The 26220-nt window shown below is 60.9% G+C and carries 26 protein-coding genes and 2 pseudogenes; 13 read left to right on the forward strand and 15 right to left on the reverse strand.

The window, feature by feature from the left end:
- Positions 1-403: 403 nt before the first annotated feature.
- Positions 404-977: pseudogene (locus AC1ECN_RS19580) on the forward strand (acyloxyacyl hydrolase).
- A gap of 440 nt (positions 978-1417) precedes the next feature.
- Here AC1ECN_RS19580 and pcaQ read toward each other — a convergent pair.
- Entirely contained in the window at positions 1418-2335 is a 918-nt protein-coding gene (gene pcaQ / locus AC1ECN_RS19585; RefSeq protein WP_477953870.1) for a pca operon transcription factor PcaQ, read from the reverse strand.
- A gap of 95 nt (positions 2336-2430) precedes the next feature.
- Between pcaQ and pcaD the strand changes: the two genes are divergently transcribed.
- The 6 genes from pcaD (at position 2431) to AC1ECN_RS19615 (ending at position 7113) form a co-directional block, all read left to right on the forward strand.
- Positions 2431-3240, forward strand: a complete 810-nt coding sequence (pcaD, locus tag AC1ECN_RS19590) for a 3-oxoadipate enol-lactonase (RefSeq protein WP_130673834.1) — start codon at positions 2431-2433, stop codon at positions 3238-3240.
- Complete coding sequence (gene pcaC / locus AC1ECN_RS19595) at positions 3237-3641, forward strand: 4-carboxymuconolactone decarboxylase (protein ID WP_130673835.1); 405 nt, start codon at positions 3237-3239, stop codon at positions 3639-3641. The genes pcaD and pcaC overlap by 4 nt, the downstream gene beginning before the upstream one ends.
- A 9-nt stretch (positions 3642-3650) precedes the next feature.
- The gene (gene pcaH / locus AC1ECN_RS19600) at positions 3651-4400 is read left to right on the forward strand and encodes a protocatechuate 3,4-dioxygenase subunit beta (protein ID WP_130665807.1); all 750 of its coding nucleotides are present in this window, start codon (positions 3651-3653) and stop codon (positions 4398-4400) included.
- Positions 4401-4402: 2 nt separating this feature from the next.
- Positions 4403-5014, forward strand: coding sequence for a protocatechuate 3,4-dioxygenase subunit alpha (gene pcaG / locus AC1ECN_RS19605; protein WP_130673836.1), 612 nt, complete (start codon positions 4403-4405; stop codon positions 5012-5014).
- 217 nt (positions 5015-5231) lie between these two features.
- Complete coding sequence (locus AC1ECN_RS19610; RefSeq protein ID WP_130673837.1) at positions 5232-6278, forward strand: 3-carboxy-cis,cis-muconate cycloisomerase; 1047 nt, start codon at positions 5232-5234, stop codon at positions 6276-6278.
- Positions 6279-6345: 67 nt separating this feature from the next.
- Positions 6346-7113 carry an SDR family oxidoreductase gene (locus AC1ECN_RS19615; protein ID WP_477953873.1) on the forward strand — a complete coding sequence of 256 codons (768 nt, stop codon included), beginning with the start codon at positions 6346-6348 and terminating at the stop codon, positions 7111-7113.
- 57 nt (positions 7114-7170) lie between these two features.
- Here AC1ECN_RS19615 and AC1ECN_RS19620 read toward each other — a convergent pair whose 3' ends face one another.
- The 7 genes from AC1ECN_RS19620 to AC1ECN_RS19650 form a co-directional block, all read right to left on the reverse strand.
- Positions 7171-8001, reverse strand: coding sequence for a shikimate dehydrogenase family protein (locus AC1ECN_RS19620; protein WP_130673839.1), 831 nt, complete (start codon positions 7999-8001; stop codon positions 7171-7173).
- Positions 8002-8005: 4 nt separating this feature from the next.
- Complete coding sequence (locus tag AC1ECN_RS19625) at positions 8006-9073, reverse strand: Gfo/Idh/MocA family protein (protein WP_130673840.1); 1068 nt, start codon at positions 9071-9073, stop codon at positions 8006-8008.
- Between the two features lie 44 nt (positions 9074-9117).
- Positions 9118-9882 carry an amino acid ABC transporter ATP-binding protein gene (locus tag AC1ECN_RS19630; protein WP_018071494.1) on the reverse strand — a complete coding sequence of 255 codons (765 nt, stop codon included), beginning with the start codon at positions 9880-9882 and terminating at the stop codon, positions 9118-9120.
- A 52-nt stretch (positions 9883-9934) separates the two neighbouring features.
- Complete coding sequence (locus AC1ECN_RS19635; RefSeq protein ID WP_018071495.1) at positions 9935-10576, reverse strand: amino acid ABC transporter permease; 642 nt, start codon at positions 10574-10576, stop codon at positions 9935-9937.
- Between the two features lie 10 nt (positions 10577-10586).
- On the reverse strand, positions 10587-11255 hold the full coding sequence (locus AC1ECN_RS19640) for an amino acid ABC transporter permease (protein ID WP_017991876.1): 669 nt from the start codon (positions 11253-11255) through the stop codon (positions 10587-10589).
- A gap of 31 nt (positions 11256-11286) precedes the next feature.
- Positions 11287-11730, reverse strand: coding sequence for a type II 3-dehydroquinate dehydratase (locus tag AC1ECN_RS19645; RefSeq protein WP_027665748.1), 444 nt, complete (start codon positions 11728-11730; stop codon positions 11287-11289).
- Positions 11731-11840: 110 nt separating this feature from the next.
- The gene (locus AC1ECN_RS19650) at positions 11841-12671 is read right to left on the reverse strand and encodes a transporter substrate-binding domain-containing protein (RefSeq protein ID WP_130673841.1); all 831 of its coding nucleotides are present in this window, start codon (positions 12669-12671) and stop codon (positions 11841-11843) included.
- A gap of 248 nt (positions 12672-12919) precedes the next feature.
- Here AC1ECN_RS19650 and AC1ECN_RS19655 point away from each other — a divergent pair, with 248 nt between their 5' ends.
- Complete coding sequence (locus tag AC1ECN_RS19655; RefSeq protein WP_130673842.1) at positions 12920-14815, forward strand: bifunctional sugar phosphate isomerase/epimerase/4-hydroxyphenylpyruvate dioxygenase family protein; 1896 nt, start codon at positions 12920-12922, stop codon at positions 14813-14815.
- Between the two features lie 92 nt (positions 14816-14907).
- Here the strand turns inward: AC1ECN_RS19655 and AC1ECN_RS19660 are convergent, their stop codons facing one another.
- Positions 14908-15582, reverse strand: coding sequence for a GntR family transcriptional regulator (locus AC1ECN_RS19660; RefSeq protein ID WP_018482622.1), 675 nt, complete (start codon positions 15580-15582; stop codon positions 14908-14910).
- Positions 15583-15657: 75 nt separating this feature from the next.
- Entirely contained in the window at positions 15658-16326 is a 669-nt protein-coding gene (locus AC1ECN_RS19665) for a GntR family transcriptional regulator (RefSeq protein ID WP_018494407.1), read from the reverse strand.
- A gap of 509 nt (positions 16327-16835) precedes the next feature.
- Between AC1ECN_RS19665 and AC1ECN_RS19670 the strand changes: the two genes are divergently transcribed.
- The 3 genes from AC1ECN_RS19670 to AC1ECN_RS19680 all read left to right on the forward strand — a co-directional run bounded on the left by AC1ECN_RS19670 (position 16836) and on the right by AC1ECN_RS19680 (position 19077).
- Entirely contained in the window at positions 16836-17669 is an 834-nt protein-coding gene (locus tag AC1ECN_RS19670) for an MBL fold metallo-hydrolase (RefSeq protein ID WP_018071502.1), read from the forward strand.
- 143 nt (positions 17670-17812) lie between these two features.
- A complete protein-coding gene (locus AC1ECN_RS19675) occupies positions 17813-18187 on the forward strand; it encodes a GFA family protein (protein WP_026236819.1) in 375 nt (124 codons plus the stop codon).
- Positions 18188-18234: 47 nt separating this feature from the next.
- Entirely contained in the window at positions 18235-19077 is an 843-nt protein-coding gene (locus AC1ECN_RS19680) for an alpha/beta fold hydrolase (RefSeq protein ID WP_130673843.1), read from the forward strand.
- Positions 19078-19184: 107 nt separating this feature from the next.
- On the opposite strand, the gene AC1ECN_RS19685 is transcribed toward AC1ECN_RS19680, so the two are convergent.
- Both AC1ECN_RS19685 and AC1ECN_RS19690 read right to left on the reverse strand, forming a co-directional pair.
- Positions 19185-19943 (reverse strand): polysaccharide deacetylase family protein, encoded by a 759-nt coding sequence (locus tag AC1ECN_RS19685; protein WP_477953880.1) that lies wholly within the window; start codon positions 19941-19943, stop codon positions 19185-19187.
- Positions 19943-21031, reverse strand: a complete 1089-nt coding sequence (locus AC1ECN_RS19690) for a glycosyltransferase family 4 protein (protein ID WP_130673845.1) — start codon at positions 21029-21031, stop codon at positions 19943-19945. Before AC1ECN_RS19690 ends, AC1ECN_RS19685 begins: the two co-directional genes overlap by 1 nt.
- A gap of 183 nt (positions 21032-21214) precedes the next feature.
- Between AC1ECN_RS19690 and AC1ECN_RS19695 the strand changes: the two genes are divergently transcribed.
- Together AC1ECN_RS19695 and AC1ECN_RS19700 are read left to right on the forward strand one after the other, a co-directional pair.
- Complete coding sequence (locus AC1ECN_RS19695; RefSeq protein ID WP_130673846.1) at positions 21215-22933, forward strand: adenylate/guanylate cyclase domain-containing protein; 1719 nt, start codon at positions 21215-21217, stop codon at positions 22931-22933.
- Positions 22933-23811, forward strand: coding sequence for an FkbM family methyltransferase (locus AC1ECN_RS19700; protein ID WP_130657179.1), 879 nt, complete (start codon positions 22933-22935; stop codon positions 23809-23811). The genes AC1ECN_RS19695 and AC1ECN_RS19700 overlap by 1 nt, the downstream gene beginning before the upstream one ends.
- Before the next feature lie 29 nt (positions 23812-23840).
- Here AC1ECN_RS19700 and AC1ECN_RS19705 read toward each other — a convergent pair whose 3' ends face one another.
- The 3 genes and pseudogenes from AC1ECN_RS19705 to AC1ECN_RS19715 all read right to left on the reverse strand — a co-directional run.
- Positions 23841-24740, reverse strand: a complete 900-nt coding sequence (locus AC1ECN_RS19705) for an RDD family protein (protein WP_477953883.1) — start codon at positions 24738-24740, stop codon at positions 23841-23843.
- Positions 24737-25813, reverse strand: coding sequence for a stage II sporulation protein M (locus AC1ECN_RS19710; RefSeq protein ID WP_130673847.1), 1077 nt, complete (start codon positions 25811-25813; stop codon positions 24737-24739). Before AC1ECN_RS19710 ends, AC1ECN_RS19705 begins: the two co-directional genes overlap by 4 nt.
- Positions 25813-26220: pseudogene (locus AC1ECN_RS19715) on the reverse strand (DUF58 domain-containing protein); the annotation flags it as partial. The pseudogene AC1ECN_RS19715 and the gene AC1ECN_RS19710, both read right to left, overlap by 1 nt.

Below are 26220 nucleotides of genomic sequence, written 5' to 3' on the forward strand. Positions count from 1 at the left end.
CAGCGGTCGGGAGCGGATCTTGCGGTGGTACGCATCTGACCCCTTGCACCGATTGCGCTTTGTGAGCCAGGTATATTGGCTGGTTTCCAACGCTGCGCCGTCAGCACCTGGCGCTACCGCCGGTCAGGTCGCGGTCAGCCACAGTCTGATCGATCCAACCCATTCCGGATTGCCGTCAGAACAAAGAACTTTTTCGACATGAGTCTTCGCTTTGGAGCAATCAAAACTCGGCTCTCCTTGTGCGTACGCCACAGAGGATGCCGAGAGTGAAAGCAGCGCAAAACCGAATATAAGTTGACAATTCACCATTCCCATTACCGTTCGGGAATGGGGCCTTTGGCAAAATCTTACGCCAATGTTACCTCTTTGTTGTTCCCGTCTGACGCGAATCAAAGGACAGCAAATGAGGGTCGACTTCGGAAAGGTCGCGTTACATTTTTTGCGTATGGCATCATTGGCAGCGGCAGCCGCCATCCCGGTTGGGGGCTCGGCAAATGCCAGCCAGCAGATATTCGATGAATTGCGCTTCGGCGCTTCGGCTTCGGTACAATCGGGCCATTCCAGGGAAGACGGCATCTTTCCCGAAATTACCGCTCTCTTCGATCCTTTCGGTTACGACACGGCAGTCGGCTGGCAGCAGAAATTGCTGCATCCCCGTGTCCATCTAGGCACCTCGATCGGCACGTCGGGCGAAGCCAGCCAGTTCTTCACCGGTTTCACCTGGACGGTCGATTTAAGCGAAAAGCTGTTTGCCGAGGCTGGCTTCGGCGGCGTCATCCATACTGGCGATCTCGACGGCGACGGTGACGGCCCGGAACTCGGCTGTCGCCTCCTTTTCCACGAATATCTCGGCGCCGGCTACCGCTTCACCCTGGAACCTGATGGCTGAGATCGCCCATTCCTCGCATGCCAATCTCTGCGACGGGCCGAACGATGGCATGACGCGTGCCGGCCTGCAGGTCGGCTACAAGTTCTAAGAAGCAGCTGCTCTTCCCGAGCTAAAGAGTTGCCTGCCCGCTGTTGACGGCGGGCATTTTCCTGCCGCGGCCGTCCCTAGAGAGGCTAGAGAGCGGACACCACCAACGGCAGGGACTTTCGAGACCTCATGACCATCCAGGCACCATCCCGATTGCGCCGGAACTCATCGCACGCCGTGGCCTGAAGCCGGACCAGTACCGACGTATTCCGGATCTGATCGGCCGCGAACCGACCTCCACCGAGCTCGGCATCTTCTCGGGCCATGCGGAACGATCTTCCGGCGGCATTCGGCCTTCCCATGACGGTTCGGTGAGCACCGTTTTACAGCATGCGCGTATTCGCATAGACCGAAAGCACCGCGGCCAATTTCACCGTCGCTTCCGTTGCCCGCCTGCCCGGATCCTTTTTCTGATCCTCCATCGGTCCGACCTCCGTTATGTCAGGCAACCTCGCCTGCCGCCTCGCGGATCGTCTGCATCAGGATCGATTGCGGCAGCGACGGCACGGCATCGGCGCGCATCGTCAACCCGACCGGCCCCTTGGTCTYGCCCGTATCGACCGGCAGAAGCGCCAGCCGCCCGTCGGCGACATCGTTGGCCACCACGCCGTTAGAAATGATCCAGATCGCATCGCTTGCCCGCAGGAATGCGCGGCCGAAGGAATCCGACACCGTCTCGATCTGGTTCGGCAGGCTGGAGACGCCGTTAGCAATGAGGAAGTTTTCGACCACCGGCCGGATGATCGAGCCCCGCGTCGGCATCAGCACCGTATAGTTGGCGAAGCCGGCAAACAGCGATTGCCGGCCGTCGAGAAGCGGATGGCCGGCGCGCACGGCAAACACCACCTTCTCGGAATAAAGATGTTCGAAGGAAAAGCCCGCCATGTTCTCGGCGCCTGCCAGACGTCCAACGACGATATCGAGATCTCCGACACGAAGCTGCTCCAGGAGCACCGCGTTCTCGCCGGTGACGATCTTCACCCGGCTCCAGGTCTTTTCCTTGAGGAAGAGTTCCATCGCCCGCGGCATGATGCGCGATGACACCGTCGGCAGCGCACCGATCCGGATCGGCGGCGCCTCGGAAAACTGCTCCTGCGAGACGGAATCGAGGCCCTGGCGCAATGCGGTCAGCGCAGCACCAGCGTGCCGCAGGAAGACCTCGCCGTAGCGGGTGATCTTGATGCCGCGGCCGTCGCGCTCGAAAACATCGACACCTAGCACCTGTTCCAGTTCGCGGATCGTCTTGGTGACCGCCGGCTGGCTGACATGCAGCAATTCGGCCGCCTTCATGACGCTCTTCTGCCGCGCTACCTCGACAAAGGTTTGCAGATGGCGGAACTTCACCCGGCTGTCGATCATCGCTCGCATAACTCCAGGGTTATCGAAATGCCAATAAATATCATTTTACTTAACCGGATCAACCAGTCAATTTCACCGGACAGGAGGAGAGTGACGTGCAATTCGCCCGCATAAACGACGTGACGATCCATTATCAGATCATTGGTGCCCCCGCCGACAGGCCGGTGATCGTCTTTACCAATTCGCTCGGAACGGATTTCCGCATCTGGCGTGATGTCGTGGTGCGGCTTGCCGGTGAATTTGCCATCGTGCTTTACGACAAGCGCGGCCACGGCCTTTCCGATGTCGGCCAGCTCCCCTCATCGATCGAGGACCATGCGACGGATCTTGCCGGCCTTCTCGATCTGCTGTCGGTCAAGGATGCCGTCATCTGCGGCCTTTCCGTCGGCGGCCTCATCGCCCAGTCGCTCTATCACCGCCGGCCGGATCTGGTCCGCGCGCTGATCCTCTGCGACACCGCTCCCAAGATCGGCACGGCGGAGAGCTGGAACGCCCGCATCGCCTCCGTCGAGAGAAACGGCATCGGCAGCATTGTCGACGCCATCATGGAACGCTGGTTCACACCCGCCTTCCGCCGGCCCGAGAGCACCGCCTATGCCGGTTATTGCAACATGCTGACGCGCCAGCCGGTCGAAGGCTATCTCGCCGCCTGCGCCGCGATCCGCGATGCCGATTTTACCGAAATCGCCAAGACGATCACTGTCCCGACGATCTGCGTCGTCGGCGACCAGGACGGCTCGACGCCGCCCGATCTCGTTCTTTCGACCGCCAAGCTGATATCCGGCGCCCGCTACGAGGTCATCCCTGATTGCGCGCACATTCCCTGCGTCGAGCAGCCGGAGGCACTGACGGCGATCATCCGCGCCTTCCTTACATCCATTCCGTCTGGAGATGTCAGCCCATGAATGAGACCGCGTCCTCCTCCGAGCGCTATCGCCAGGGCATGGCGACCCGCCGCGCCGTGCTCGGCGACGCCCATGTCGACCGCGCCGCAACTGTTGCGACGGAGTTCGACCGCCCTTTCCAGGAGTTGATCACCGAAGCTGCCTGGGGCCATGTCTGGTCGCGCCCGGCGCTGACGAAGCGCGAGCGCTCCATCGTCACGATCGCTCTGCTGGCGGCCCTCGGCCAAGACGACGAGGTCGCCATGCATGTGCGCGCCACCGCCAATACGGGGGCGACCCGCGAGGATATTTGCGAGGCGTTGCTGCATGTTGCAATCTACGCCGGCGTTCCCGCCGCCAATCACGCGATCAAGATCGCAAAGCAGGCTTTTGAACAGATGGACGCCGAAAGGGCGGCCTGAGGGAGGAAAATGTCCGAACGACCGAACCGCAAGCCCGAGACCGGCGGCTTCTTCGCCCGCGACCGCGCCTGGCATGCGCCGGCGCTGACCCCCGGCTACAAGACCTCCGTGCTGCGTGCGCCGCAGCGCGCGCTGCTGTCGCTCGACGGCACGATTTCCGAGACCACCGGCCCGGTCTTCGGCCATTCGATGATCGGCGAACTCGACAACGACCTGATCCTGAACTACGCGCAGCCCGGCGAAAGTGCGATCGGCGAGCGCATCATCGTCCATGGCCGCGTGCTCGACGAGCGCGCCAGGCCGGTTGCAGGCGCCTTGGTCGAATTCTGGCAGGCCAATGCCGGCGGCCGCTATCGCCACAAGAAGGAAACCTATCTGGCGGCGATCGACCCGAATTTCGGGGGCTGCGGCCGCGCCATCACCGACGAGGATGGCCACTACCATTTCCGCACCATCCGTCCCGGCGCCTATCCCTGGCCGAACGGCATCAACGACTGGCGTCCCGCCCATATCCATTTTTCGATCTTCGGACATGGCTTTGCCCAACGCCTGATTACCCAGATGTATTTCGAAGGCGATCCGATGATCTGGAAATGTCCGATCGTCGGCACCATCCCCGACAAGGCGGCGATCGAGCAACTGATCGCGCCGCTCGACTGGGGCAACACCATCCCGATGGATTCACGCGCCTATAAATTCGATATCGTGCTGCGCGGCCGCCGCTCGACGATGTTCGAAAACAGACCGGAGGGCAACTGACCATGCAGCAGCTCGGCTACCTCAAGGAAACCCCGTCGCAGACGGCCGGCCCCTATGTCCATATCGGCCTGACGCCGAATTTCTGTGACATAGCGGGCGTCTACGACACCGATCTCGGCATCGAGATGGTCAACGACAAGACGCTCGGCGAGCGTATCACCGTCACCGGCCGGATCTTCGATGGTGCCGGCGCGCTGGTGCGCGATGCAGTCATCGAGATCTGGCAGGCCGACAGCGCCGGTCTCTACAACAGCCCGTCGGAAATGCGCGGCGCCGCCGATCCCAGTTTCACCGGCTGGGGCCGCTGCCCGACCCGTGCTGAAGACGGCGTCTACAGCTTCGAGACGGTCAAGCCCGGCCGTGTCCCCTTCAAGGACGGCCGCAGACAAGCCCCGCACATCACCTTCTGGATCGTCGCCCGCGGCATCAATATCGGCCTGCACACGCGCATGTATTTTCCGGAGGAGACGGAGGCCAACACCGCCGACCCGCTGCTTTCGCGCATCGAACATCGCGAGCGCGTCGCAACTATGATCGCCACCCGCGACGGCGCGACCTGTCATTTCGACATCCATCTGCAAGGCCCAAAGGAAACGGTGTTTCTCGATATTTAAGGGCCGGCTGTCGCGATCGGCTTGCTGGGGCGGTTATCTGCAGGTAGCGTCCCCCTCACCCTCACCCTCACCCTGCCCTCTCCCCTAGGGGAGAGGGGACGTGCCCACGCGAGATCACCTGCCCATGAAGCGCGGACGCCGCCTCGAGTCCCTTTTCCCCAACCGGGAGAAGTGGCGGCAGCCGGATAAGGGGCCACCACCACGAACCGAGACGATCATGACCGCATCGCCCTTCGACCATCCTTTCCTTTCCGGCCTGCTCGGCGACGATGAAATCGCGCCCTATTTCTCTGCCGAGGCGGATATCCGGGCCATGCTCTCCTTCGAGGCCGCGCTCGCCAAGGCTGAAGCCGCTCATGGCCTGATCCCTGCCGAAGCCGCAAGGCGCATCGCTGACACCTGCGCCGCCTTCTCACCCGAGGTCTCCAGTCTTCGATCGGCAACGGCAAGGGACGGCGTCGTCGTTCCCGACCTCATCAAGCAGCTGCGTACCGATGTTGGCGAGGAAGCGGCAAAAAGCCTGCATCTCGGTGCTACCAGCCAGGATGTCATCGATACCAGCCTGATGATCCGCCTGAAGGCCGTCGTCTTCCTATTTGCCGGCCGGCTTTCCACCATCGCCGCGGGGCTCGATGCGCTGGACGGCCAGTTCGGCCGGAACCAGCTGATGGGTCATACCCGCATGCAGGCGGCGATCCCGATCACCGTCGCCGATCGCCTCAATGCGTGGCGCGCACCGTTGACGACCTATCGCGACCGCCTGACCGAGCAGAGTTTTCCCGTTCAGTTCGGGGGTGCGGCAGGCACGCTGGACAAGCTCGGGTCGCAGGCCGCGGCAATCCGCGCCTCCCTCGCCCAGGAACTCGGCCTCACCGATGCGCCGCAATGGCAAAGCGGGCGTCTGCCAATCGCCGATATTGCCGGCCTGTTCGCGTCAATATCGGGCAGTCTCGGCAAGATGGGGCAGGATATCGCGCTGCTTGCCCAGGACGGCGATGAAATCGAAATCTCGGGCGGCGGCACCTCGTCGGCGATGGCGCACAAGCAGAACCCCGTTTCTGCCGAAGTCCTCATCTCGCTCGCGCGCTTCAACGCCACTCTTTTATCGGGCGTCCACCAGTCCCTCGTGCACGAACAGGAACGCTCGGGTGCTGCCTGGACGCTCGAATGGCTGCTGCTGCCGCAAATGACGATAGCAACCGCCGCCAGCCTGCGACTGGCGAAGGAGCTGACGGGGAATATCAGGAGGCTTGGAACCACCTGATTCAGCGCCTTTGCATCTCATGCCGGAAACCGGCTATGCAGAGCGCAATGAAATCAGGAGCAGCCTCGTGACCTTCCCCCTGTTCGACCTCTCCGGCCGCCGCGCCCTCGTCACCGGCTCCAGTCAGGGCATCGGCCGCGCCTTGGCGGTCGGGCTTGCCGAGCATGGCGCCTCGATCATCATCAACGGCCGCAACGCGCAGAAGGCCGAGGCCGCCGCCGAGGATATCCGTCGCAGCCATCGCCATGCCGTCAGCRCCGCCTTCGACGTCACCGATGCGGAGGCCAGCCGAACCGCCATCGCCTATATCGAGGCGGAGATCGGCCCGATCGACATCCTCATCAACAATGCCGGCATGCAGTTTCGCGCACCGCTGGAGAATTTCCCGGTCGACAAATGGGACGAGATCTTCAAGACAAACGTCTCCAGCCTGTTCTATGTCAGCCAGCCGGTCGCCCAGGCAATGATTTCGCGCGGCCGCGGCAAGATCATCAACATCGCCTCCGTCCAGGCCGAACTCGCCCGTCCCGGCATCGCACCCTATACCGCCACCAAGGGTGCGGTGAAGAACCTGACGCGCGGCATGGCGACCGACTGGGCTAAATACGGTCTGCAGATCAATGCGATCGCGCCCGGCTATTTCCGTACGCCGCTCAACCAGGCGCTGGTCGATGATCCGAAGTTTTCTGGCTGGCTTGAAACCCGCACGCCGGCCGGCCGCTGGGGCGAGGTCAAGGAGCTTGTCGGCGCCGCCGTCTTCCTGGCCTCGGATGCCTCCTCCTTCGTCAACGGCCACATGCTGACCGTCGATGGCGGCATCACCGCCTCGCTCTAGAACAGGAAGTCGTCCGAAAACCCCTCAGACTTTTCGGCACCATGCTCTGAATTCGCATCATCCGAGTTTGGCGATTGCCCGCAGATTGTCGGCCGTCGTCGTCGGGAATTCGAAGAATTCGAGATAGGCCGGGATCTGTTCGAACAACATGTCCGTCCCCACCTGAAATGCACAGCCGCGCGCCCGCACGGCCTCGAGGAAAGGGGTTATCTCCTTCGTCATCACGACTTCGCCGACGAAGGTCGAAGGCGAGATGCGGTCGATATCGATCGGCAGCGGGTCACCCCGTCGCATTCCGAGAGGGGTCGCATTGACGACGATGTCGAAGCCTGCCGGATCGGCGGAGCCGACCGTTACTTCAAGCTGCGGATAATATTTCCTCAGCCTGTCCTGCAGCGCGGTCGCGGTCGTCTCGTTGGCGTCGAAGATGGCGAGATGGTCCACGCCGGCCTGTGCCAACGACGCGGCGATCGCCGAGCCGACGCCGCCGGCACCCGCAATGAGCGCATGGGCTCCTTCAACCTTTTTACCCTTGCGCAACACGCCGCGAACGAAGCCCTCGCCATCGAACATGTCACCGATCAGCCTGCCATCCGAACCGAGACGCACTGCATTGCACGAGCCGGCGACTTTCGCGTTGGTCGACGTTTCGTCGAGCAGCGCCATCGTCGAAATCTTGTGCGGCATCGTGATCAGAGCACCGTGGATATTGGACAACCGGAACAGAAGCTTCAGAAATGCCGAATAGTCCTCCGGCCTGCAGCCCATCGGCACGACGACGGCATCAATTCCGTTCTTCTCGAAGTAAGGATTGTAGATCAGCGGCGCCTTGAAGGACTCCGTCGGGTAGCCGAGGTGAGCGATGAGTTTGGTCGTCCCGGTGATCATGTGGTCAGACTTTCTGGGGATCGGAAGAGGCGCTGGCGTTAGAGAGGTGGATCATCTGCCCCCAGTGCGCCGATCTCTTGATCGCTTCGACGACCGTGAGCGTGGCAAGGCCCTCCCGGCCACTCACCAGAGGCGTGGCATCGCCACGAATGACATCGCAAAAATGTCTGAGCTGAACGCAAAGGGGATCGGCGGCTTGGTAAGTCACGCGCTGCTCGGCAAGCGGCTCCAGCCAATCGGGCTTCGAAGGGCTCGTCCAAAGCGTCAGATCAGGAATTCCGAGCGAACCCTTGGTGCCGCCGATCTGGTAGCAGAATTGATCGTAACGGGGAAAAGCAGGGTTTTCGCCGGTGGTCGTCTCCCAGCTCCAGGGCGCGGCCACGGCATCACTGCCGTTGAGAGTGGCAAGCACCCCGCTTTCGAAACGCAGCGTCACGACGGCCGTATCCTCGACGGCATGGTTCCGCACGGCGTGGGATTCCATCGCATGGACGGCTTCGACCCCGCCGAAGAGATATCGGAAGAGATCGACATCGTGGATCAGGTTGACGAAGACCGGGCCGGCGCCAGCCTCGCGCCGCCAGGGGATGTCGAAATAGTCGTCGGGCTTGGCGACCCAGAACGTGCCGTGCACCGTGATGATCCGGCCAAGCCTTCCGCTGTCGACGGTCTGCTTGGCCGCCTGGATCATCGGATTGTGGCGCCTGTGATGGCCGACGAGCAGCGGTATGCCTGCCTTCTCGCCAGCGGCAACCAGTGCTGCCGCCGCATCGACATCGTCGGCGATCGGCTTCTCGATCAGGACAGGGATGCCGGCAGCGACGATTTCCATTCCGTTCTCAACGTGGAGCTGGTTCGGCGTTGCCACGATGATGCCGTCAGGCCTGTCCTCGACGCGGATGTCTGAGAAGCTCGGGTACCATCGGGCGCCGACATTCTCGGCAAAGTCGCGCCCGGCGGCAGAAGGATCGATCACCGCCGAGAGAACGGTTCCGGGCTCGGAGATAATTCGCTCGACGTGGCGCCTGCCGATGAGGCCGGCTCCTATGACTGCAATCTCTAGCGGCTTCATTGCCGGCTCCCATAATTTGCCAGAGGCATCGACCTTGAGACGCCCTACTTCCGCAGGATTTCTCCGAGGAATTTCCTGGTTCGCTCATGCTGTGGGTTGGTGAAGAACTCGGCCGGCGGGGCCTCCTCGACGATCGCGCCGCTGGCCATGAAGATCACGCGGTCTGCGACCTGGCGGGCAAAGCCCATTTCGTGGGTGACGCAGATCATCGTCATGCCCTCGTCGGCCAGCGCAATCATCGTATCCAGCACCTCCTTGACCATCTCTGGATCAAGCGCCGACGTCGGCTCGTCGAACAGCATCACCTTCGGCCGCATGCAAAGCGCGCGGGCAATGGCCACGCGCTGCTGCTGGCCACCCGAAAGCTGCACCGGATATTTGTCGGCCTGCTCCAGGATCTTGACCCGCTCGAGCAGCCCGCGTGCCCGTTCCTCGGCCTCCGCCTTGCCGACGCCGATAGCCTTCATCGGCGCCAGCATGCAGTTCTGCAGCACCGTCAGATGCGGAAACAGATTGAACTGCTGGAAGACCATGCCGACCTCACGACGGATCGCATCGATGGTCTTGGCCTGATTGCCGAGAAGAATTCCGCCGACGCGGATTTCCCCTTTCTCGTAGGTTTCGAGATGGTTGATGCAGCGGATGAGTGTCGATTTCCCGCTGCCGGAAGGCCCGCACAAGACGATCCTCTCGCCGCTGCGAACCGATATGTTGATGTCGTGCAGGGCTTGAAAAGCGCCATACCACTTCTCCACCCGCTCCATGGTGATCATCGTTTCCGCGCCTTGAGCAGGACTGGGACTGGTCATCGGTAGAACTCCACGTTGGCGGCTGGACCGCATCGAAGACGAGGGATGCGGATCAGCGCGCAGAGGCGGCAAACTTTCGTTCGAGGCGCGCGCCAAGGATCGTCAGTGGGCAGCACATCAGGAAATAGAGAGCGCCGACGATGCCGAAGACCGTCAGCGGTTGGAAGATCTGGTTGGAGATGATGTTGCCGGCCCGCGTAAGCTCGGTGAAGCCGACGATCGATGCAAGCGAGGTGCCTTTGATCAGCTGCACGAGGAAGCCGACCGTGGCTGGCAGCGAGATGCGCAGCGCCTGCGGCAGGATGACATCCCTCATGCGCGAGACGTATCTGAGGCTGAGCGCCTTTGCCGCTTCCGTCTGGCCGCGCGGAACCGCTTCGATCGATCCGCGCCAGATCTCGCCGAGATAGGCGCTCGCATGCAGGGTCAGGCCGATGGCAACGGCCACCCAGGCATCGAGCATCAGCCCGAGCAGCGCCAGGCCGTAATAGACGACGAAAAGCTGCATCAGCAGCGGTGTGCCCTGGAAGACGGCGATATAAGCGGCCGTCACGCGTTCCAGCAGCGGTATGCCCGAGGCGCGCGCAAGGGCGACGCCGAGCCCTGCAATGCCGCCGCAGACGAAGCCGACGGCGGACAGGACCACGGTCCACTTCAGGCCGATCAGGAGGAAGACGAATTCGTCGTGACCCATGGAATTCCTCCTACTTGACCGGATATTTGAAGTAGCGCGCCGAAAACAGCGCGAAGATGCGCATCATCAGCCAGGAGATCACGAAATAGAAAACCGTGACCGTGAAGTAGACCTCGAAGCTGCGGAAGCTCTCCGACTCGATGCGCTGCGATACGGAGGTCAGCTCGTAGGCCGAAATCGCCGATGCAATGCTGGTGGTGAGCGTCAGGAGGACGAACTGGCTCGTCAGCGACGGATAGATCGCCCGCAATGCCGGCTTGAGAATGATCAGACGGAAGACCTGAGCCTTGTGCAGACCAAGGGCGAGCCCCGCTTCCATCTGTCCCTTCGGGATCGACTGAACGCCGCCCCGAATGATCTCGATGGCATAGGCACCACCGTTGATGCCGAGCGCGATAATCGCCGTCGGCGTCGGATCCAGCCTGATGCCTGTCAGCGGAAGCGCAAAATAGATGAAGAAGATCTGGACCAGAAAAGGCGTGTTGCGGATCAATTCGACGAAGGCGATGACCAGCCATCGCGCCGGTTTGAGCGCAGAGTCGCGCAGCGCAACGCCGCCAATTCCAATGATGATCGCCAGCAGCATCCCACAAATGGCAAGCAAGAATGTCCCGAGGCAGCCAAGCAGAAGGCTCGGCAGGCCATCTATGACCGGGGTGAAATCCAACTTATAATTCATGGCGATCCTTCCGGTCCGTCTTCCTGAAAGTTCAGTCCCGCTTGACCATTCCTGCCATCGCCTGGATAGCAAGTTCGTAGCCGTCGGCTCCAAAGCCGATCATGATGGCGGTGGCAACGCGCGAGATCAGCGAATTGTGGTAGATGCTCTCGCGCGCATGAACATTCGAAATGTGCAGCTCGATCTTCGGCGGGTCGAACATTTTCAACGCATCCAGAAGAGCGATCGATGTGAACGTATAACCGGCAGGATTGATGATGATGCCACAGGCGTCGGTCCTGGCCTGATGCACGCTCTCGACCAGTTCGCCCTCGAAATTGGTCTGCCGAAACTCGACGTCGAATCCCAAAGACTTTGCCTTGGTCAGGCACCGTTTCCTGATATCGGCAAGCGTCGTGGTTCCATAGATCGCCGGCTCGCGCTGACCGAGAAGATTGAGGTTCGGTCCATTGAGCACAAAGATTGGCTTGTTCATGATCGCGCTCCCGGACGCGGGCCGAAGCCGGTCTCGAAACATGATGGTAGCGTTGGCGGGCATCACCAGGGATGCCCACCTCCTCGACTAAATTCTCGATTTATGAGCTTTCAGTTCGCCGCGAACGGAATGCCTTCCAGCTTTTCCGGGAATGCCGGAACTGGAACCTTCATCCACTTGTCGTAGACGGTCTTGAGTTCGCCGTTTGCCTTGATCTTGTCGATAAAGGTGTTGATCGCCGCATTGATTTCCTTTTCGCCGAGACGCGTGCAAGCACCGTTATAGAGCTTCTGAAATTCAAGCTTGTTTTCGAATTCGCCCGGACGGGCCTTCTCCACCCGGTCCATATAGAAGATATTGCCCCCGAGGGTCTCGACCTGGCCGGACACCAGGGCCTGGACGCTCGCGGCATCTCCGTCATAGCGCCGGATGGTGGTGCTCGGCGGTGCGTTCTTGGTCACCTGCGTGTCCTGGGCTGCACCCTTGGCGACGCCGACAGTGAACTTGGCCATGTCGGCATTGGTCTTGATCTCTGCGGATTTCGGACCAATCAGAACGATGGCGTTGGCAACATAGGGCTTGCTGAACTGCACAGCCTTTGCGCGATCCGGCAGCATCGCCATCGTGGCAAACAGAACGTCGACACGGCCGGCCGTCAGTGCGGGAATGCGATTGTTGACTTCAAGCGGCACGAACTCGACGGAAACACCCAGTTCCTTGGCAAACAGCGTTGCGATATCGGCATCGAGGCCGTCCTGTTTGCCGCCGCTGGTCACAAAGCCCCAGGGCGGGTTGTCGCCCTGAATTCCGACGATGATCTTGCCGCGAGCCTTGATTTCATCAGGCGTGATGGCGGCGGCCGGTTGCGCCAGGGTAACGGCAGCCACCAGGGCCGCAGCTCCGAGCATCGCGTTTCGGCGCGTTAGCAAAGACTTGAACATGTAACTCCTCCTCCTTTGGCGGTCATTCGACCGGACAGCCACCTCACCTTTTGACTGTGTGAGGAATGATTGCCAGAGAAGGACCCTCAAATCAACAGAGTTTTTTAAAATCATATGAGAATTTATCATAAGACACGCTATTTGAATTCCTCACGACATTTGCCATAATAGTAGCGAGCGGTTTTCAGGAACGCATCGTCGTGTTCGGCGCTCGTTCAATCTCGCACGGATATCGGAAGGGCTTTGACATGAGGACCTCGATTGCGACTGTCACGATCAGCGGCGAACTTCCGGAGAAGCTCGAGGCGATCGCCCGAGCGGGCTTCGACGGCGTCGAGATCTTCGAGAATGATTTCCTCGCCTTCGACGGAAGCCCGGCCGATGTCGGAAAACTCGTCCGCGACCATGGCCTGGAGATCACCCTGTTTCAGCCATTTCGTGATTTCGAAGGCATGCCGGAGCCGCTGCGAAGCCGCACGTTTGACCGCGCGGAACGGAAGTTCGACGTCATGCAGCAGCTGGGAACGGACCTGGTGCTCGTCTGCTCGAACGTCTCGCCGGCAGCCATCGGCGGCATCGACCGGGCAGCGGCGGACTTTCATGAACTCGGCGAGCGTGCCGCCAGGCGTGGACTGAGGGTGGGCTACGAGGCGCTTGCCTGGGGTCGCCATATCAGCGACCATCGCGACGCCTGGGAGATCGTGCGTCGCGCCGATCATCCAAATGTCGGCCTTATCCTCGACAGCTTCCACACCTTGTCACGCAAGATCGACGTCAATTCCATCCGCTCGATTCCCAAGGAGAAGATCTTCATCGTCCAGCTTGCCGATGCTCCGCTGATCGACATGGACCTGCTCTATTGGAGCCGCCACTTCCGAAACATGCCGGGTGAAGGCGACCTGCCCGTCACGGCGTTCACCGAAGCCGTCGCGGCGACAGGGTATGACGGGTATTTCTCCCTGGAGATCTTCAACGACCAGTTTCGAGGCGGTCTGTCGCGGGCGATTGCCGCCGACGGCCACCGCTCGCTGATCTATCTTGGCGATCAGGTGCGCCGCCATCTCGGCATCGGCAGCATGACCGGGGCGGCGATGCCGGAAAGGCCTTCCGTCAAGGGCGTCGGCTTCGTCGAGTTTGCCACGGACGAGGAAGACGAAGTCGAGCTGGTTGCCTTGCTGCGCACCCTCGGGTTCAAAAAGACGGCGATCCACCGCACGAAGAAAGTCTCTCTCTTCGAGCAGGGCGAGATCCGGATCCTCGTCAATGTCGATCAGGCAGGATTTGCCAACGCGGCCTACGCCGTTCACGGTACTTTTGCATATGCCATGGCCCTGATCGTCGACGATGCGGCAAAGGCCTATGAGCGGGCGCTCGCCTTGGATGCCGAGCCATTCATCCAGCCTGTCGCAGATGGTGAGCTCGAGCTGCCTGCCATTCGGGGTGTGGGGGGCGGGATCATCTATCTCATCGACGACAAGAGCGCATTGGGTCGTTTCTCCGAAATCGACTTTCAGCCGGTCACGGACGACAGCGACGCGCCGTCGGCAGGCCTTTTGCGCATTGATCACGTCGCCCAGACGGTCGGCTACGATGAAATGCTCACCTGGCTTTTGTTCTACACGTCCATTTTCGAGACGCGGAAGACCCCGATGGTCGACATCATCGATCCAGCGGGGGTGGTCCGCAGCCAAGTCGTCGAGAACGACACCGGGGCGCTGCGCATCACCATGAACGGCGCCGAGAACCGCCGTACGCTGGCGGGACATTTCATGGCCGAGAAATTCGGGGCCGGCATCCAGCACCTGGCGTTCTTGACCGACGACATCTTTGCGACCGCCGAAAACCTTCGTGTGTGCGGTTTCAGATCACTGCACATTTCGCCGAACTACTACGATGACGTCGAAGCACGCTTCGGCCTCGATCCTGCACTCACCGAGCGGCTGAAGGCGGAAAACATCCTCTATGACCGGGACGAGCATGGCGAATATTTCCAGCTCTATAGCGGAACATATGGAGAGGGTTTCTTTTTCGAGATCGTCGAGCGCCGCGGCTATCGCGGCTACGGCGCGCCGAACGCTATTTTCCGGATCGCCGCTTTGAAGAAACAGATGCGTCCGGAAGGAATTCCGACAGACGCCTCCTGAGGTCCAGGTTTAGAGCGGTTCTGCTTTTCATGGAGCGCAGAGCCACTCTAAGCTTTTGATTTGGAAAGCCACTTCGCACTTTCCTGGAAGCTCTAGCGAATCCGGCCGCTCTTGAGCACATGCTCCACGCCGCTTTGAACGTGCCTTTTGACGACGTCGGTCGCGCCCGCGACGTCGCGCTGAATGGAAAGTTCGAACAGAAGCCTGTGGTCATCGACGACTGGCTTTCCGCGAAAACTCTCGGCCAGCATATGGTAACGAAGAAAGCGGTCGAAGACAGACGACAATGTCGCCATCAGCGTCGCCGAATTGCAGGCCGAGACGATCGCCTGATGGAACTCCCAGTCGTATCGGACCCAGTCGACTGTCCGCGACACGTCGCCGGCAAGGAGCTTGCGTTCGGCGGCAGCCAGCCGGTGATGGGCGGCGACGATACGCCCCTCCCATTCAAGATTTCCCGCAGCGAAGGCAAGGCCGATCGCATGCGTTTCAAGAACGATCCTGAGGTCGGCGAGCTCCAGAAGTTCGCGGCGCGAAGCAGGGCTGACTTCAAAGCCACGCTGCCCCTCGGCGACAACGAGGTTTTCCGTGGTCAGGCGGCTCAGAATTTCACGCAGCGATGAAATGCCGATGGAGTAGCGCTCCTTTGCCTGCTCCAGCTTGATCTTGGCTCCCGGCGGCAATGTCCCGGATATGATATCCTCGCGGATCTGCCGGAAGACGACATCGCTTACTGTTTCAGCCGGGTCGTGGACTTGCTTGAGCATGGCTTTTCCTGGTTTTGCCGAAATGTCATCTGTGTTGGTGGACCTAAAGCGCGAAGAGAAACCTCCGGATCATCTCTATTTCAGCGTCCCTCTTGCCAGCGCATGTTCGACCCCGCCCTGGATATGCAGCACAAGCACGCGCTTGGCCGTCTCCGCATCACGTCGCAGCGCCGCATCCAAAAGCTGTTGGTGTTCATTGGCCGCGACATCGCCTCGATAGGACAAGGCGACCATCTGATATCTGAGATATCTGTCGAAGATCACCGAGTGCGTCTCCATCAGCAGTTTCGACCCGCAGGCGGATATCAGCGCTTGGTGAAACTCCCAGTCGTAACGCTTCCAGTCCTCCGCCCTGCTGGTGTCGCCCGATGCCATCACCTGTTCCATCCGTGCCAATTTGTAATGCGCCGAGACCAGGGGAGCCTCCCATTCAACGTCGCCATGCACGAACGACTGTTCCAGCGCATGTGTTTCCAGGAGAAGCCTGAGTGCCGCTGTCTCCTTGAGGTCTGAAACGGACACCGGAGACACTTCGAAACCTTTTTGTCCCTCGGCAACGACAAGCCCCTCGGAGGACAGCCGATTCAGCACTTCTCGAAGCGTACTGATGCTGGTCTCGTAGGACTCCTTCAAGCTTTCCAACTTCAACTTTTGTCCTGGCGCCAGCCGACCAAAAATGATGTCGGCCCGAATGCGCCTGTAGCTGCTCTCGGCAATGGTCTCGTTTATAACCGGCTGCAACATGGGCGAGTCTCTTATATTTTCTGTTTCGTCGGATATATCTCTTTCTGGCCTTCTCAATCAAGGAAGCATTCGCAGAATGGGAATTAGAATTTTCTCATATGATGCTGGTTTTTCCGGAGAACGTGGAAGTGACCGGGTCGAGCAGGGCCTGACCACAATACAGGTGCCCCATGCCTGTTGGACCAAGCCCTTTGGCCCGGCTTGCGTACTGCTCAAAAAACTGGATTTTTCGGCTCAACAGGGCAGCAATTGTTTTTTCAATCGCGCGCAACCATCTAATAGGCATGACATACGGGAAAATCCCGCGCTCAGCAGCCCGTTTACCGAAAACGAACCATACTGGGTTGCTTTCCGAAGCGAAAGCCGATTGCTTAGGAAAATCTACTTCTTCTTCCGCTAGCGGTTAGGAGAATGAAAGGGGGCACAGGCAAACCCGTGGAATTCTACTGCTTCGCATCGGGATGAACAATGACTACGATGGCGACGTGGGAAGGCCGGTTTGAAGAACGATGACGACAGATTTGTTTCAGGTAAAATTTTGGGGCGTCCGCGGCAGTATTCCCGTGTCGGGCCCCGAGTTCGATCGCTACGGCGGTAACACTTCCTGCATCGAAATTCGCTGCGGAGAACATAGGATGATCTTCGACGCAGGCTCCGGCCTGCGTGAGGCTGGGCTTTCGCTGCTCGCCGACAGTGTCAGCGACGTCGACCTGTTCTTCAGCCACTGCCATTATGACCACATCATCGGCCTGCCCTTCTTCAAGGCGATCTATTACCCCTCGATCAACGTCAACATCTGGTCTGGCCATCTCGATGGCAAGATGAGCACGCGGGAAATGGTCGAGCAGTTCATCAGCCCGCCCTGGTTTCCCGTCAAGACCGACATCTGCCAGGCGACGATGAACTTCCGCGATTTCCACGCCGGCCAGGTGCTGACGCCCCATGCGGGCATCGAGATCAAGACCTTCATGCTGAACCATCCGGGCGGCGCCATCGGCTACCGCATCGAATGGCAGGGCCGTTCGGTCGCTCTCGTCTATGACATCGAGCATATTCCAGGCAGCTACGATCCGGTTTCGCTGGAGATGATGCGGGATGCCGATCTCGTCGTTTACGACTGCACCTACAACGAAGACGAAATGCAGCGTTTCAAGGGCTTCGGCCATTCGACCTGGCAGCACGGCACCGAGCTTGCGAAGATGGCGGGCACCAAGCGCTTTGCGCTCTTCCACCATGCCCCCTCCCGCACGGACGAACAGCTGGCCCAGATGGAAATGCAAGCGCAGGCAGCCTTCCCCGAGTCCTTTGCCGCCCGCGACAATCAGATCGTGGTGATTGAGTAGGTCCGCTAGGGGCCTCCCGTTATCTTGTCCAGTCTGAAGCTCTTCGACGAAGTCGAACCGAGCATGCCTGCTTCGTCGCCACGGAACAGATGCCGGGCCAGACCGTTTTCCCGGCAGCGCAAATCAACGAAACAGGCTCCGTCATGACCGTGCTTTCCGGAAAGTGTCTCTGCGGGCAGGTGCACATTTCTGTCCGGGGCGAACCCTTGCGCGTTGGAATCTGTCATTGCACGGACTGCAGACAAGAAAGCGGTTCGGCCTTTACCTTCTACGGGATCTGGCCCGCCGGCCAATTCGAACATTCAGGGCAAACCGGCGAGTTCCAGGGTCGGCATTTCTGCACCGGCTGTGGTTCGCGGCTGTTTTCCGTCGATGACGAAGAGGCGGAAATCAAACTCGGCATCCTGTCCGAGGCGCCGACGCCGCTTGTGCCGCGTTACGAACTCTGGATCAAGCGCCGCGAGCCGTGGCTGCGACCGGTGGAAGGCGCCGAGCAGCATGAGGAGGACCGAAAGTGAGCGGCAGCGCCGCAGGCTCGAGGTCCACTCTCGTGCGACATTGCTGGATGACGGTTGCAGGGGTCGAGACTTTCTACCGCGAGGCCGGCCGAGAAGATGCTCCGGTCTTGTTGCTGCCGCACGGATATCCCTGCTCATCCTATGAATTTCGCAATCTCATACCGCGCCTTGCCGACCATTGGCGCCTGATTGCGCCGGATTTCCCGGGTGCGGGCTACAGCGGCACGCCTGATGATTTCGACTACAGCTTCGATGGATACGCTGCCTGGCTGGAGGCCTTCGTCAGCGCGATGAATGTCGACCGGTTTGTCCTCTACCTCCACGACTTCGGATCGCCGATCGGTGCGCGCTTGGCGATCAGAGACCCGCGGCGGATCGTGGCGCTGATCATCCAGAATGGCGATATCCCCTATGAAGATGCCCTCGGGCCGAAATATGCGGATATCGAGGCGACGTGGACGCTTCCTGAATCGGAGATAAGGAAGGTGCTGGCGGAAGCGGTCAGCGAGGAGACTTTCAAGGAGGAATTCCTCAACGATCTGCCGCCCTCTCTGGCCGACACCATCCCGCCGGATCTCTGGAAGCTGCATTGGTCGCTGATCACGCCAAGCCGCAAGGAAATCGCCATAGACCTGATCGCCGGACTGAAGGAGAACCGGGCCTGGTTCCCGGAACACCGCAAATATCTGCAGGAATACCAGCCTCCGACCTTGATCGTCTGGGGGCCGAACGACCACTACATGCCGGAAAAATCGGCTCAGGCCTATCTGCGCGATCTGCCGGATGCGGAATTGCATCTGCTCGGCGGCGGCCACTGGCTGCTCGAGACGCATCTCGATGACGTCGTAGCACTCATGCGAGACTTCCTCGGACGCGTTCACGCCGCCTGATCGGCAATGTCTAAGGCCCTAAAGCGCGTCGCGATCTTTCAGATTCGCTCCTCGCGCTTTAGGTCTTGCTTTTGCGCATGTCGTTATCGCAAAACCGCGGCGCACTTTTACGCGACATGCTCTAGCAGTTCCGATGCCGATGACCAGCGGACGGCCGGATGCCCGCCCGTCACTGCAAACAAGGCCGACAGGAAGTCCCATGCGGCCGCGTCATGCACCAGATGGTGGGTGAGGACACCGATAGGCTCGTCGCTGCCGGCAAACCGGTCGCGAAGCTCCGCCACCAGCTCGGTCACCAATTCCGCCTCGCCCCGTCCGCCGCGCGTGCCATGCCAGTCGATGATATCGACATGTGTGTTGAGAAGCGGCACCGGACTGCCATGCTTTGCCCGGCCGTAGACCGAAAGGGCTGCAAATCCAAGCGCCGGCAGCGCCGGAATGAGGGCAGCGTCGATCCGGTTCCACGGCGGCACCAGCACCGGCAGGAAGCGGGCCGGATGCAGCCGTTCCAGCAGCCGGAACCCCTCACCCAACTCGCTGAGCACGACCTCCGTCGRCCGCTCGCCGCCGAGTTCCTGTTTCTTCGCCTTAAGCCCCGCATGGTTCTTATGCGACCAACCATGCACGGCGACAGCGACGTCTGCTTCCTCCCCCAGCCGCACGGCCAACGCCTCGCCGGTCAGGCCGGGAATGACCGCAAGCATCAGCGGAACCTCGTTTTCGCCAGCCAGCGCGATCAGCATCTCCAGCGCCAGGGTCGGCTCGACAGCATCGTCATCCCGCAGCCAGAACCGCGCCACGCGGCCGGCAKCCTGCCAGCGGTCAAGCTCGCGGCGCAGAGGGTCCCAGGCCATCCTGTCGGTCATCACGTCACTCCTATTCCTGCATTGTCCCGCAAAATTCCGTTCAATACCTGCGCCGCCATCACAAGCGAACGTTGCCCAAGCACGAAGCGCCGCGCCGCCTGCCCCATGGCGTCGCGCCTTTGCCTGTCGTCAAGCAGGGCAGCCACGGCCTCGGCATAGGCGGTGACATCGCCATCCGGCGACAGCAGGCCGGTCACGCCAGCCTCGACCACTGCTGGCACGCCTGCCGTTTCCTGCGCGACGACGGGCAGGCCGGCGGCCTGGGCTTCCAGATAGGCAAGGCCATAGGCCTCGCCGCAACCGGGCCAGACATAGATGCCGCCATGCCCAAGCAGTTCGGCGATCTCGACGGCATTCCGCTCGCCCAGCCATTCGATGCGGCCGGCAAGGCCGGCAAACAGACCCTGCACCTCTTGGCGCATCGGACCATCGCCGATGACGGCAAGCGTCCAGGGTCGGTCTTCGATCAGCCGCAATGCTTTTGCGAGCATGACATAACTGTCCATCTTGTCGCCGGCCCGCATCATCGCGACCGTCATCAGCCGGCGCGGATCGGGCGCCGGCGACACCCTCTCGAACAGTGCCGTGTCGATGAAGGGTTTCAACTCGGCAAGCCGCGCCTGCGGAAATGCGGCTGCAAGCCCGGCCTGGTCGCGTTCGGTGAAGCTGATATTGACCGCCGCCTGCATGATCGCTTCGCCCACGCGCTTCTGTGATGCTGCCCAGCCGGTCCGGTCGCGTTTTGCCGCATAGGAGGCTTCGGCGGTGACATAGGGAATGGAAAACTCGGCTGATATCGCCGGCCCCAAGGGATCGGGCGATTTGTAATAGGGATGATAGCAGAACCAGAGTTCCGGTCGCGGCGCGGATTTCCATGTCAGCCGCAGCCGCTCCAGCTCGGCGCCGATGGCGGGTTCGAGCGCCGCTGCCGCCTCCCGTGTCGAGGCATGGGTGCGGAATTCGGAAACGAGGTCGACTTTATGTCCGCCAAGCTCCAGCGCCCGGATCAACAGCCGCGCCATCAGCCGGTCGCCCGATGGCACCGGATGGTTCGGCGATTTCATCGGCGCGTAAAAAGCCACCCGCATTGGGACACCTCAGGTAAGACATACTGTTTACAATGGGCACTCGTGCCTATGACGAAAATTCCGCTATTGTCCCCTTCATTAAAACTTGCGCATAAGCATATGGAATGTGATCGCGATCGAAGCAATTCCGCCTCTTTCTCAATCTCTATGGGCCTGCGGTTACATCGACAAGAACGGGAATGAATGACGACGGTCTCGGCCACAGGGATTTTTTCGGAGCGTACGATCAGAAGGGCGAGGCTCGGTTCCGGCCTCGTCATTTTCATCTTCGTCCTGCTGCATTTGTCGAACCATGCGATTGGCCTGATTTCGGTTACCGCCGCCGATAAAGCCGCCCACCTCTTCCTGGCGATCTGGCGCAATCCTTTGGGGACCGCCATCTTCTATTCGTCGGTTCTCACCCATATCGCGCTGGTGCTGCGCGCCATCTACATGCGCCGCAGCCTCGTCATGCCGAAGGGGGAAATGGCGCAGATCGTGCTCGGCTTGCTGATCCCGCTGCTGCTCCTCGATCATGTCATCGGCACGCGCATCGCCCACGAGTTCTACGGCTACATCGAYGACTACGAGACGGTCGTCGGCATGCTCTGGATCCGGAATCCGGCGAACGGTGCGCGGCAGGCGCTCGGTGTCGTCGCCGTCTGGATCCACGGCTGCATCGGCATCCATTTCTGGCTGCGCTACCGTTCCTGGTATCCAGACTTTGCGCCACTGCTGCTGGCGCTTGCGATCCTCGTACCGGTGCTCTCGCTGCTCGGCTTCGTCGAAATGGGCCGGACGCTCGCCGATCCTTCCTACCAGCAGTCAATGACGGTCAGCGCCTACAAGGAGGGCATCAACACCCGTTACGCCTCTAACCCGGAAGTTCACCGTCAGGTCGCCATGATCCGCGCCGGGCTCTACGGCGCCTTCTCGGCCTCGCTGCTCATCGTCGTCGCTGCCCGCGCCCGGCGCAAGCTGAAGGAGCGGCTTGACCAGGTCGCCGTAAATTATCCGGGCGGCGAGGTCATCCGCGTGCCGCGCGGCTTCTCAGTGCTGGAAGCAAGCCGGCTCGGCGGTCTGCCGCATTATGCCGTCTGCGGCGGCAAGGGCCAGTGCTCCACCTGCCGCGTGCAGATCCTTGGCGATTACGACAGCCTGCCTGCCCCCGACAAGATGGAACAGACGACATTGAGGCGCATCAATGCCGGCCCGGATGTCCGGCTCGCCTGCCAGCTTCGTCCGAACCGCGACGTTGCGGTCGCGCCGCTTCTCGTCCCGGCGACCGAGGCAGCACTTCCTGCCAACAGCCAGGAGACGAGCCCCGGCCGTGAGCGCGAGATCGCCGTGCTCTTCGTCGATATCCGCCATTTCACCACGCTGACGGAAACCCGCCTGCCCTTCGATGTCGTCTTCCTGCTGAACCGCTATTTCGCCATCATCGGCAAGGCGGTGGAGCAGGCGGGCGGACGGCTCGACAAGTTCATCGGTGACGGCGCCATGGCGCTCTTCGGACTCAATACCACGCCGGAGGAAGCCTGCCGCCAGGCGCTCAATGCAGCAGCAGCAATCGTCGCCGAGATCGAGAAACTCGCCGCAGAACTCGCCGACGAACTGGCGCTGCCGCTGCGCATCGCGATCGGCATTCACACCGGCCCCGCCGTCGTCGGCACGATGGGATACGGCCGGGTGCGCAGCATGACGGCGATCGGCGATACCGTGAATGTTGCGAGCCGGTTGGAAAGCGCTGCCAAGGAGTTCGAGGCGGCGATCGTCATCTCCGAGCCGGTGGCGAGCCTTTCGGGTGCCGATCTCGCCGGCATCGAAAGCCGTGAAATCAGTGTGCGCGGCCGGGCCCTGCCCTTGAAAGTCTACGTCATTCCGAGAGAGAAAGCGGCAGAGCCGCTCGAAGGAAAAACCTGATGCCCGGCAAGCCCTGGCTGACCGCCAAATACTGGAGCCGCCGGCTGCGCAGGGCGCGCAATGCGACCGCTTCGCGCTTCTTCGACACCCGCTTCGGCCGCCGCCTGCTGATCGAGAATATCGGCCCGCGTGTGGTTTCGATGACGGTCGACGCTGGTGATCACCTGATGACCTTCTCGCCGGCCGACTATATCGGCCGCAAGGTCTTCCGAAAGGGCCATTTCGAGCGCGAGGCCGTCGACCGGCTGATCGTCATCCTGCGCGAGCGCGGCCTGCTCAGAAAGGATGCGACGCTGCTCGAGATCGGCGGCAATATCGGCACCCAGACCGTCTATTTCGCCCTCAGCGACACCTACGCCCAGATCGTCAGCATCGAGCCCGATCCGCGCAATTTCCCGCTGCTTCAACTTAACATCCGCCAGAACCGGCTGGAGGAGAAGGTCCGGCTCGTCCATTGCGCCGCCGGCGAGAGCGAAGGCGAGATCGACTTTTTTCTCAACCTCAACAATCACGGCAAGAGCAGCGCCATCCGCCAAAGCCCGACAGACAAGAAGATCAGCGTGCCGGTGAAGCCGGTTTCCGAAATCCTTGCCGGGCTTTCGGTCGATCCGGCCGCAATCGGCCTCGTCTGGATGGATATCGAGGGCTACGAGCCGGTCGCCTGCCGCTCAATGCAGCCGCTGCTTGCCCGCCGCGTGCCGCTCTACATGGAGTTCACGCCGCTTTTTTACGGCCCGGAGGGAACGAAGGCCTTCATATCAATGCTCTCAGGCTTCTACGAGGATTGCCTCGTGCTGTTCGAGGATCGCGAAGAGGAAATGAAGGTCCGTGAGCTGCCGGGCGATTTCGATCAGTACAACGTACTGTTCCTGCCCTAGATGCGCGTTGTTTCGGAAACGACGTCGCTTCAAACCAGTTTCTTCGCCTCTGATCGCGAATGCTCATGATATTTGTTTTCGCGAAGCGTGCCGAAGAGCTTCAAGCTCTCGAGATGCTCGCGCTGGGCGCGATAGAACTCATTCAGGAAAACCAGCTCCCGGCCGGGCTTCACGGTGTCTTCATACCGGATCCTTCGGGTAATGGTTCGAACGATCTGTTCGATCTCTTTATGATTGGACCTCTTTGTGGAGTCGCGAAGCACGTCCTCCAGCGTCTGCAGCTCATATTTGCCGTAGACATCGAGATGTTCCGGCAAGAATTCGTACTCCGCCTGCGATGATGCGGCGGCAGGAGCAGAAAGCACGAGATCGGAGAGCAGTACGGAGCGCGGAGTGTCGACCACCAGGGTGCCGGCGATGATGTCGCCAAGCCTTTGCCGGCGTCGGTTGGTGAAGGGGACGATGACCACCGCTAAAAGCCAGAGGCTCGTCAGACCGTTTTCCCAGGCCGACTGCGYGCCGACCGAAGCCAAGAGGCCCATGGGGGCGAAAATCTCCACCTGTTTCATCAGGTTGCGTGCGGTCACCTGGTGCGGCGTGAGCCGCCGTCCGTCCATGTTGATGACGCGGATGCCCGTGATTCTCTTTCCGAGCGTGCGTCCGTTCCAGATGAGCTCCGAGAGAATGTAATAGGGGATCTGCACCAGAAAACCGAGCAGCACCATGAGCATCGCCTCGGCGGTCATGGGCAGCACGCCTGTGAAGAGGATGGCCACAGCGCAGACGAACATGATGATCGAGGTGAAGACGATGTCGAGGAATTGCGCGCCGAAACGGGTTCCGATCGAGGCAATGGCGAAGGTGATCGGGACGCCTTCCGGCGGGATGAACTGCTCGATGCGCTTGCCGTCGGTGACTGCCTGGCTCATCGCATGGCCTCGCGCGAAACCTTGCTTTCGCGACCTCCAAGCAGCAGCCAGCCTACCCAGAAGAGGCCCATCCCCCAGCCGATAGCGATGCGCCAGAACGGATCCTGAATCAGCTGACGCAGGAACCCTTCGATGAAGGCTGCCACGATGAGCATCAGCGCCGCCAGGATGGCGAGCTTGACGGCATCATGCGCCTGGTGGCGCAAGGCTTCCTTTCGGGTTCTGGTACCGGGAAGGAGAACGGCAAGTCCGAGCCTTGCCCCACCCGCGCAGGCAATGGCGATGGCCGCAAGCTCGGTCACGCCGTGGATCGAGAGCCAGGCGAAGACGTCGTAGCCGAGCCCTCTGCGATAAAACATCGCGAAGAACGCGCCGAGGATCAGACCATTGTAAAAGGTCAGGATGAAGCTCGGCACCGACACGAACACACCCAGCGTGAAGATCAGGATGACGATGGTGGTGTTGTGGGAAAAGAGAAAGGCGGAAAATGCGGCCAGCCGGTCGCTGTCATGCCCTTCATCGCCATAGATGGTCGAGCGCAGGTAATCGGTCGAGGCATCAGGCGTGCGCTGGTCGGCCATCTCCGGCGGCACCAAGGTATAGAACCAGCTCGGGTCGTTGGCGCAGAGCCTGTATCCGGCTAGCGCGCCCAAAATGAGCGCCAGGAAGCCGATGAACAAAGGCAGGGCCGACCGACGCACGGCCTGGGGAATGCCGTGCAACAGCAGGCGCGACATCAGGCCGCCCAGGCTTTCCTGCGGGGCATAGACGACGAGATAGGCCCGGGCGCAGAGGCTTTCCAGATAGGCGATCAAGGCGCGATCGAGAGAAATATCGCGTGCCACGCTCAACGAGTTCATCGCCTGCCTGTATCCGGTGGCGAGATTGCGGACTTCATCATAGCCGAGTGTGGCTGCGCCCTCTTTCTCGGCACGCGTCACGAGTTCGTCCAGTTGACGCCAGTGTGCCTCGCGCTCCAGCCGGAAGCGGGCCGAACGAAGCGTATCGTTCTGAACGGCGTCGACATTGACTGTCGCGCGCCTATCCATCCTGCCGTCGATACCGATATCCATCATATCATCTCACGGGATTTGATTTCGATGTAGCGCGCAATGAGATCCGAAGTCAGTGCCTCCGGCGTGCTGTCGAGGCAAAGCACCCCGAGACGCGCCAGCTTTTCCATGACGGCGCGCCTCTCCTGAAGGATCTGGCGCGCCGCAACCGAGCGAGCGACGGCATCGAGCGTCGTTTCCTCTGGCTCGATGAGCTTGGCCAGCATCGGATCGCGCAAGGCGACATAGACGACGAAGTGATGCCGGGCGAGCACCTGCATGTTCTCGATCATCAGCTCCGCCGTAATGGTGTCGACGAAATCGGAGAATATCACAATCAGCGACCGTCGCTTCAGGCGTCCCGACAGGTGGGTCAGTCCCAAAGTATGGTTGGTCTCCTGGGTTTCGTAGCGCAGCCCGGCGCACAC

It is taken from the genome of Rhizobium sp. 01N447_2, assembly GCF_056399245.1.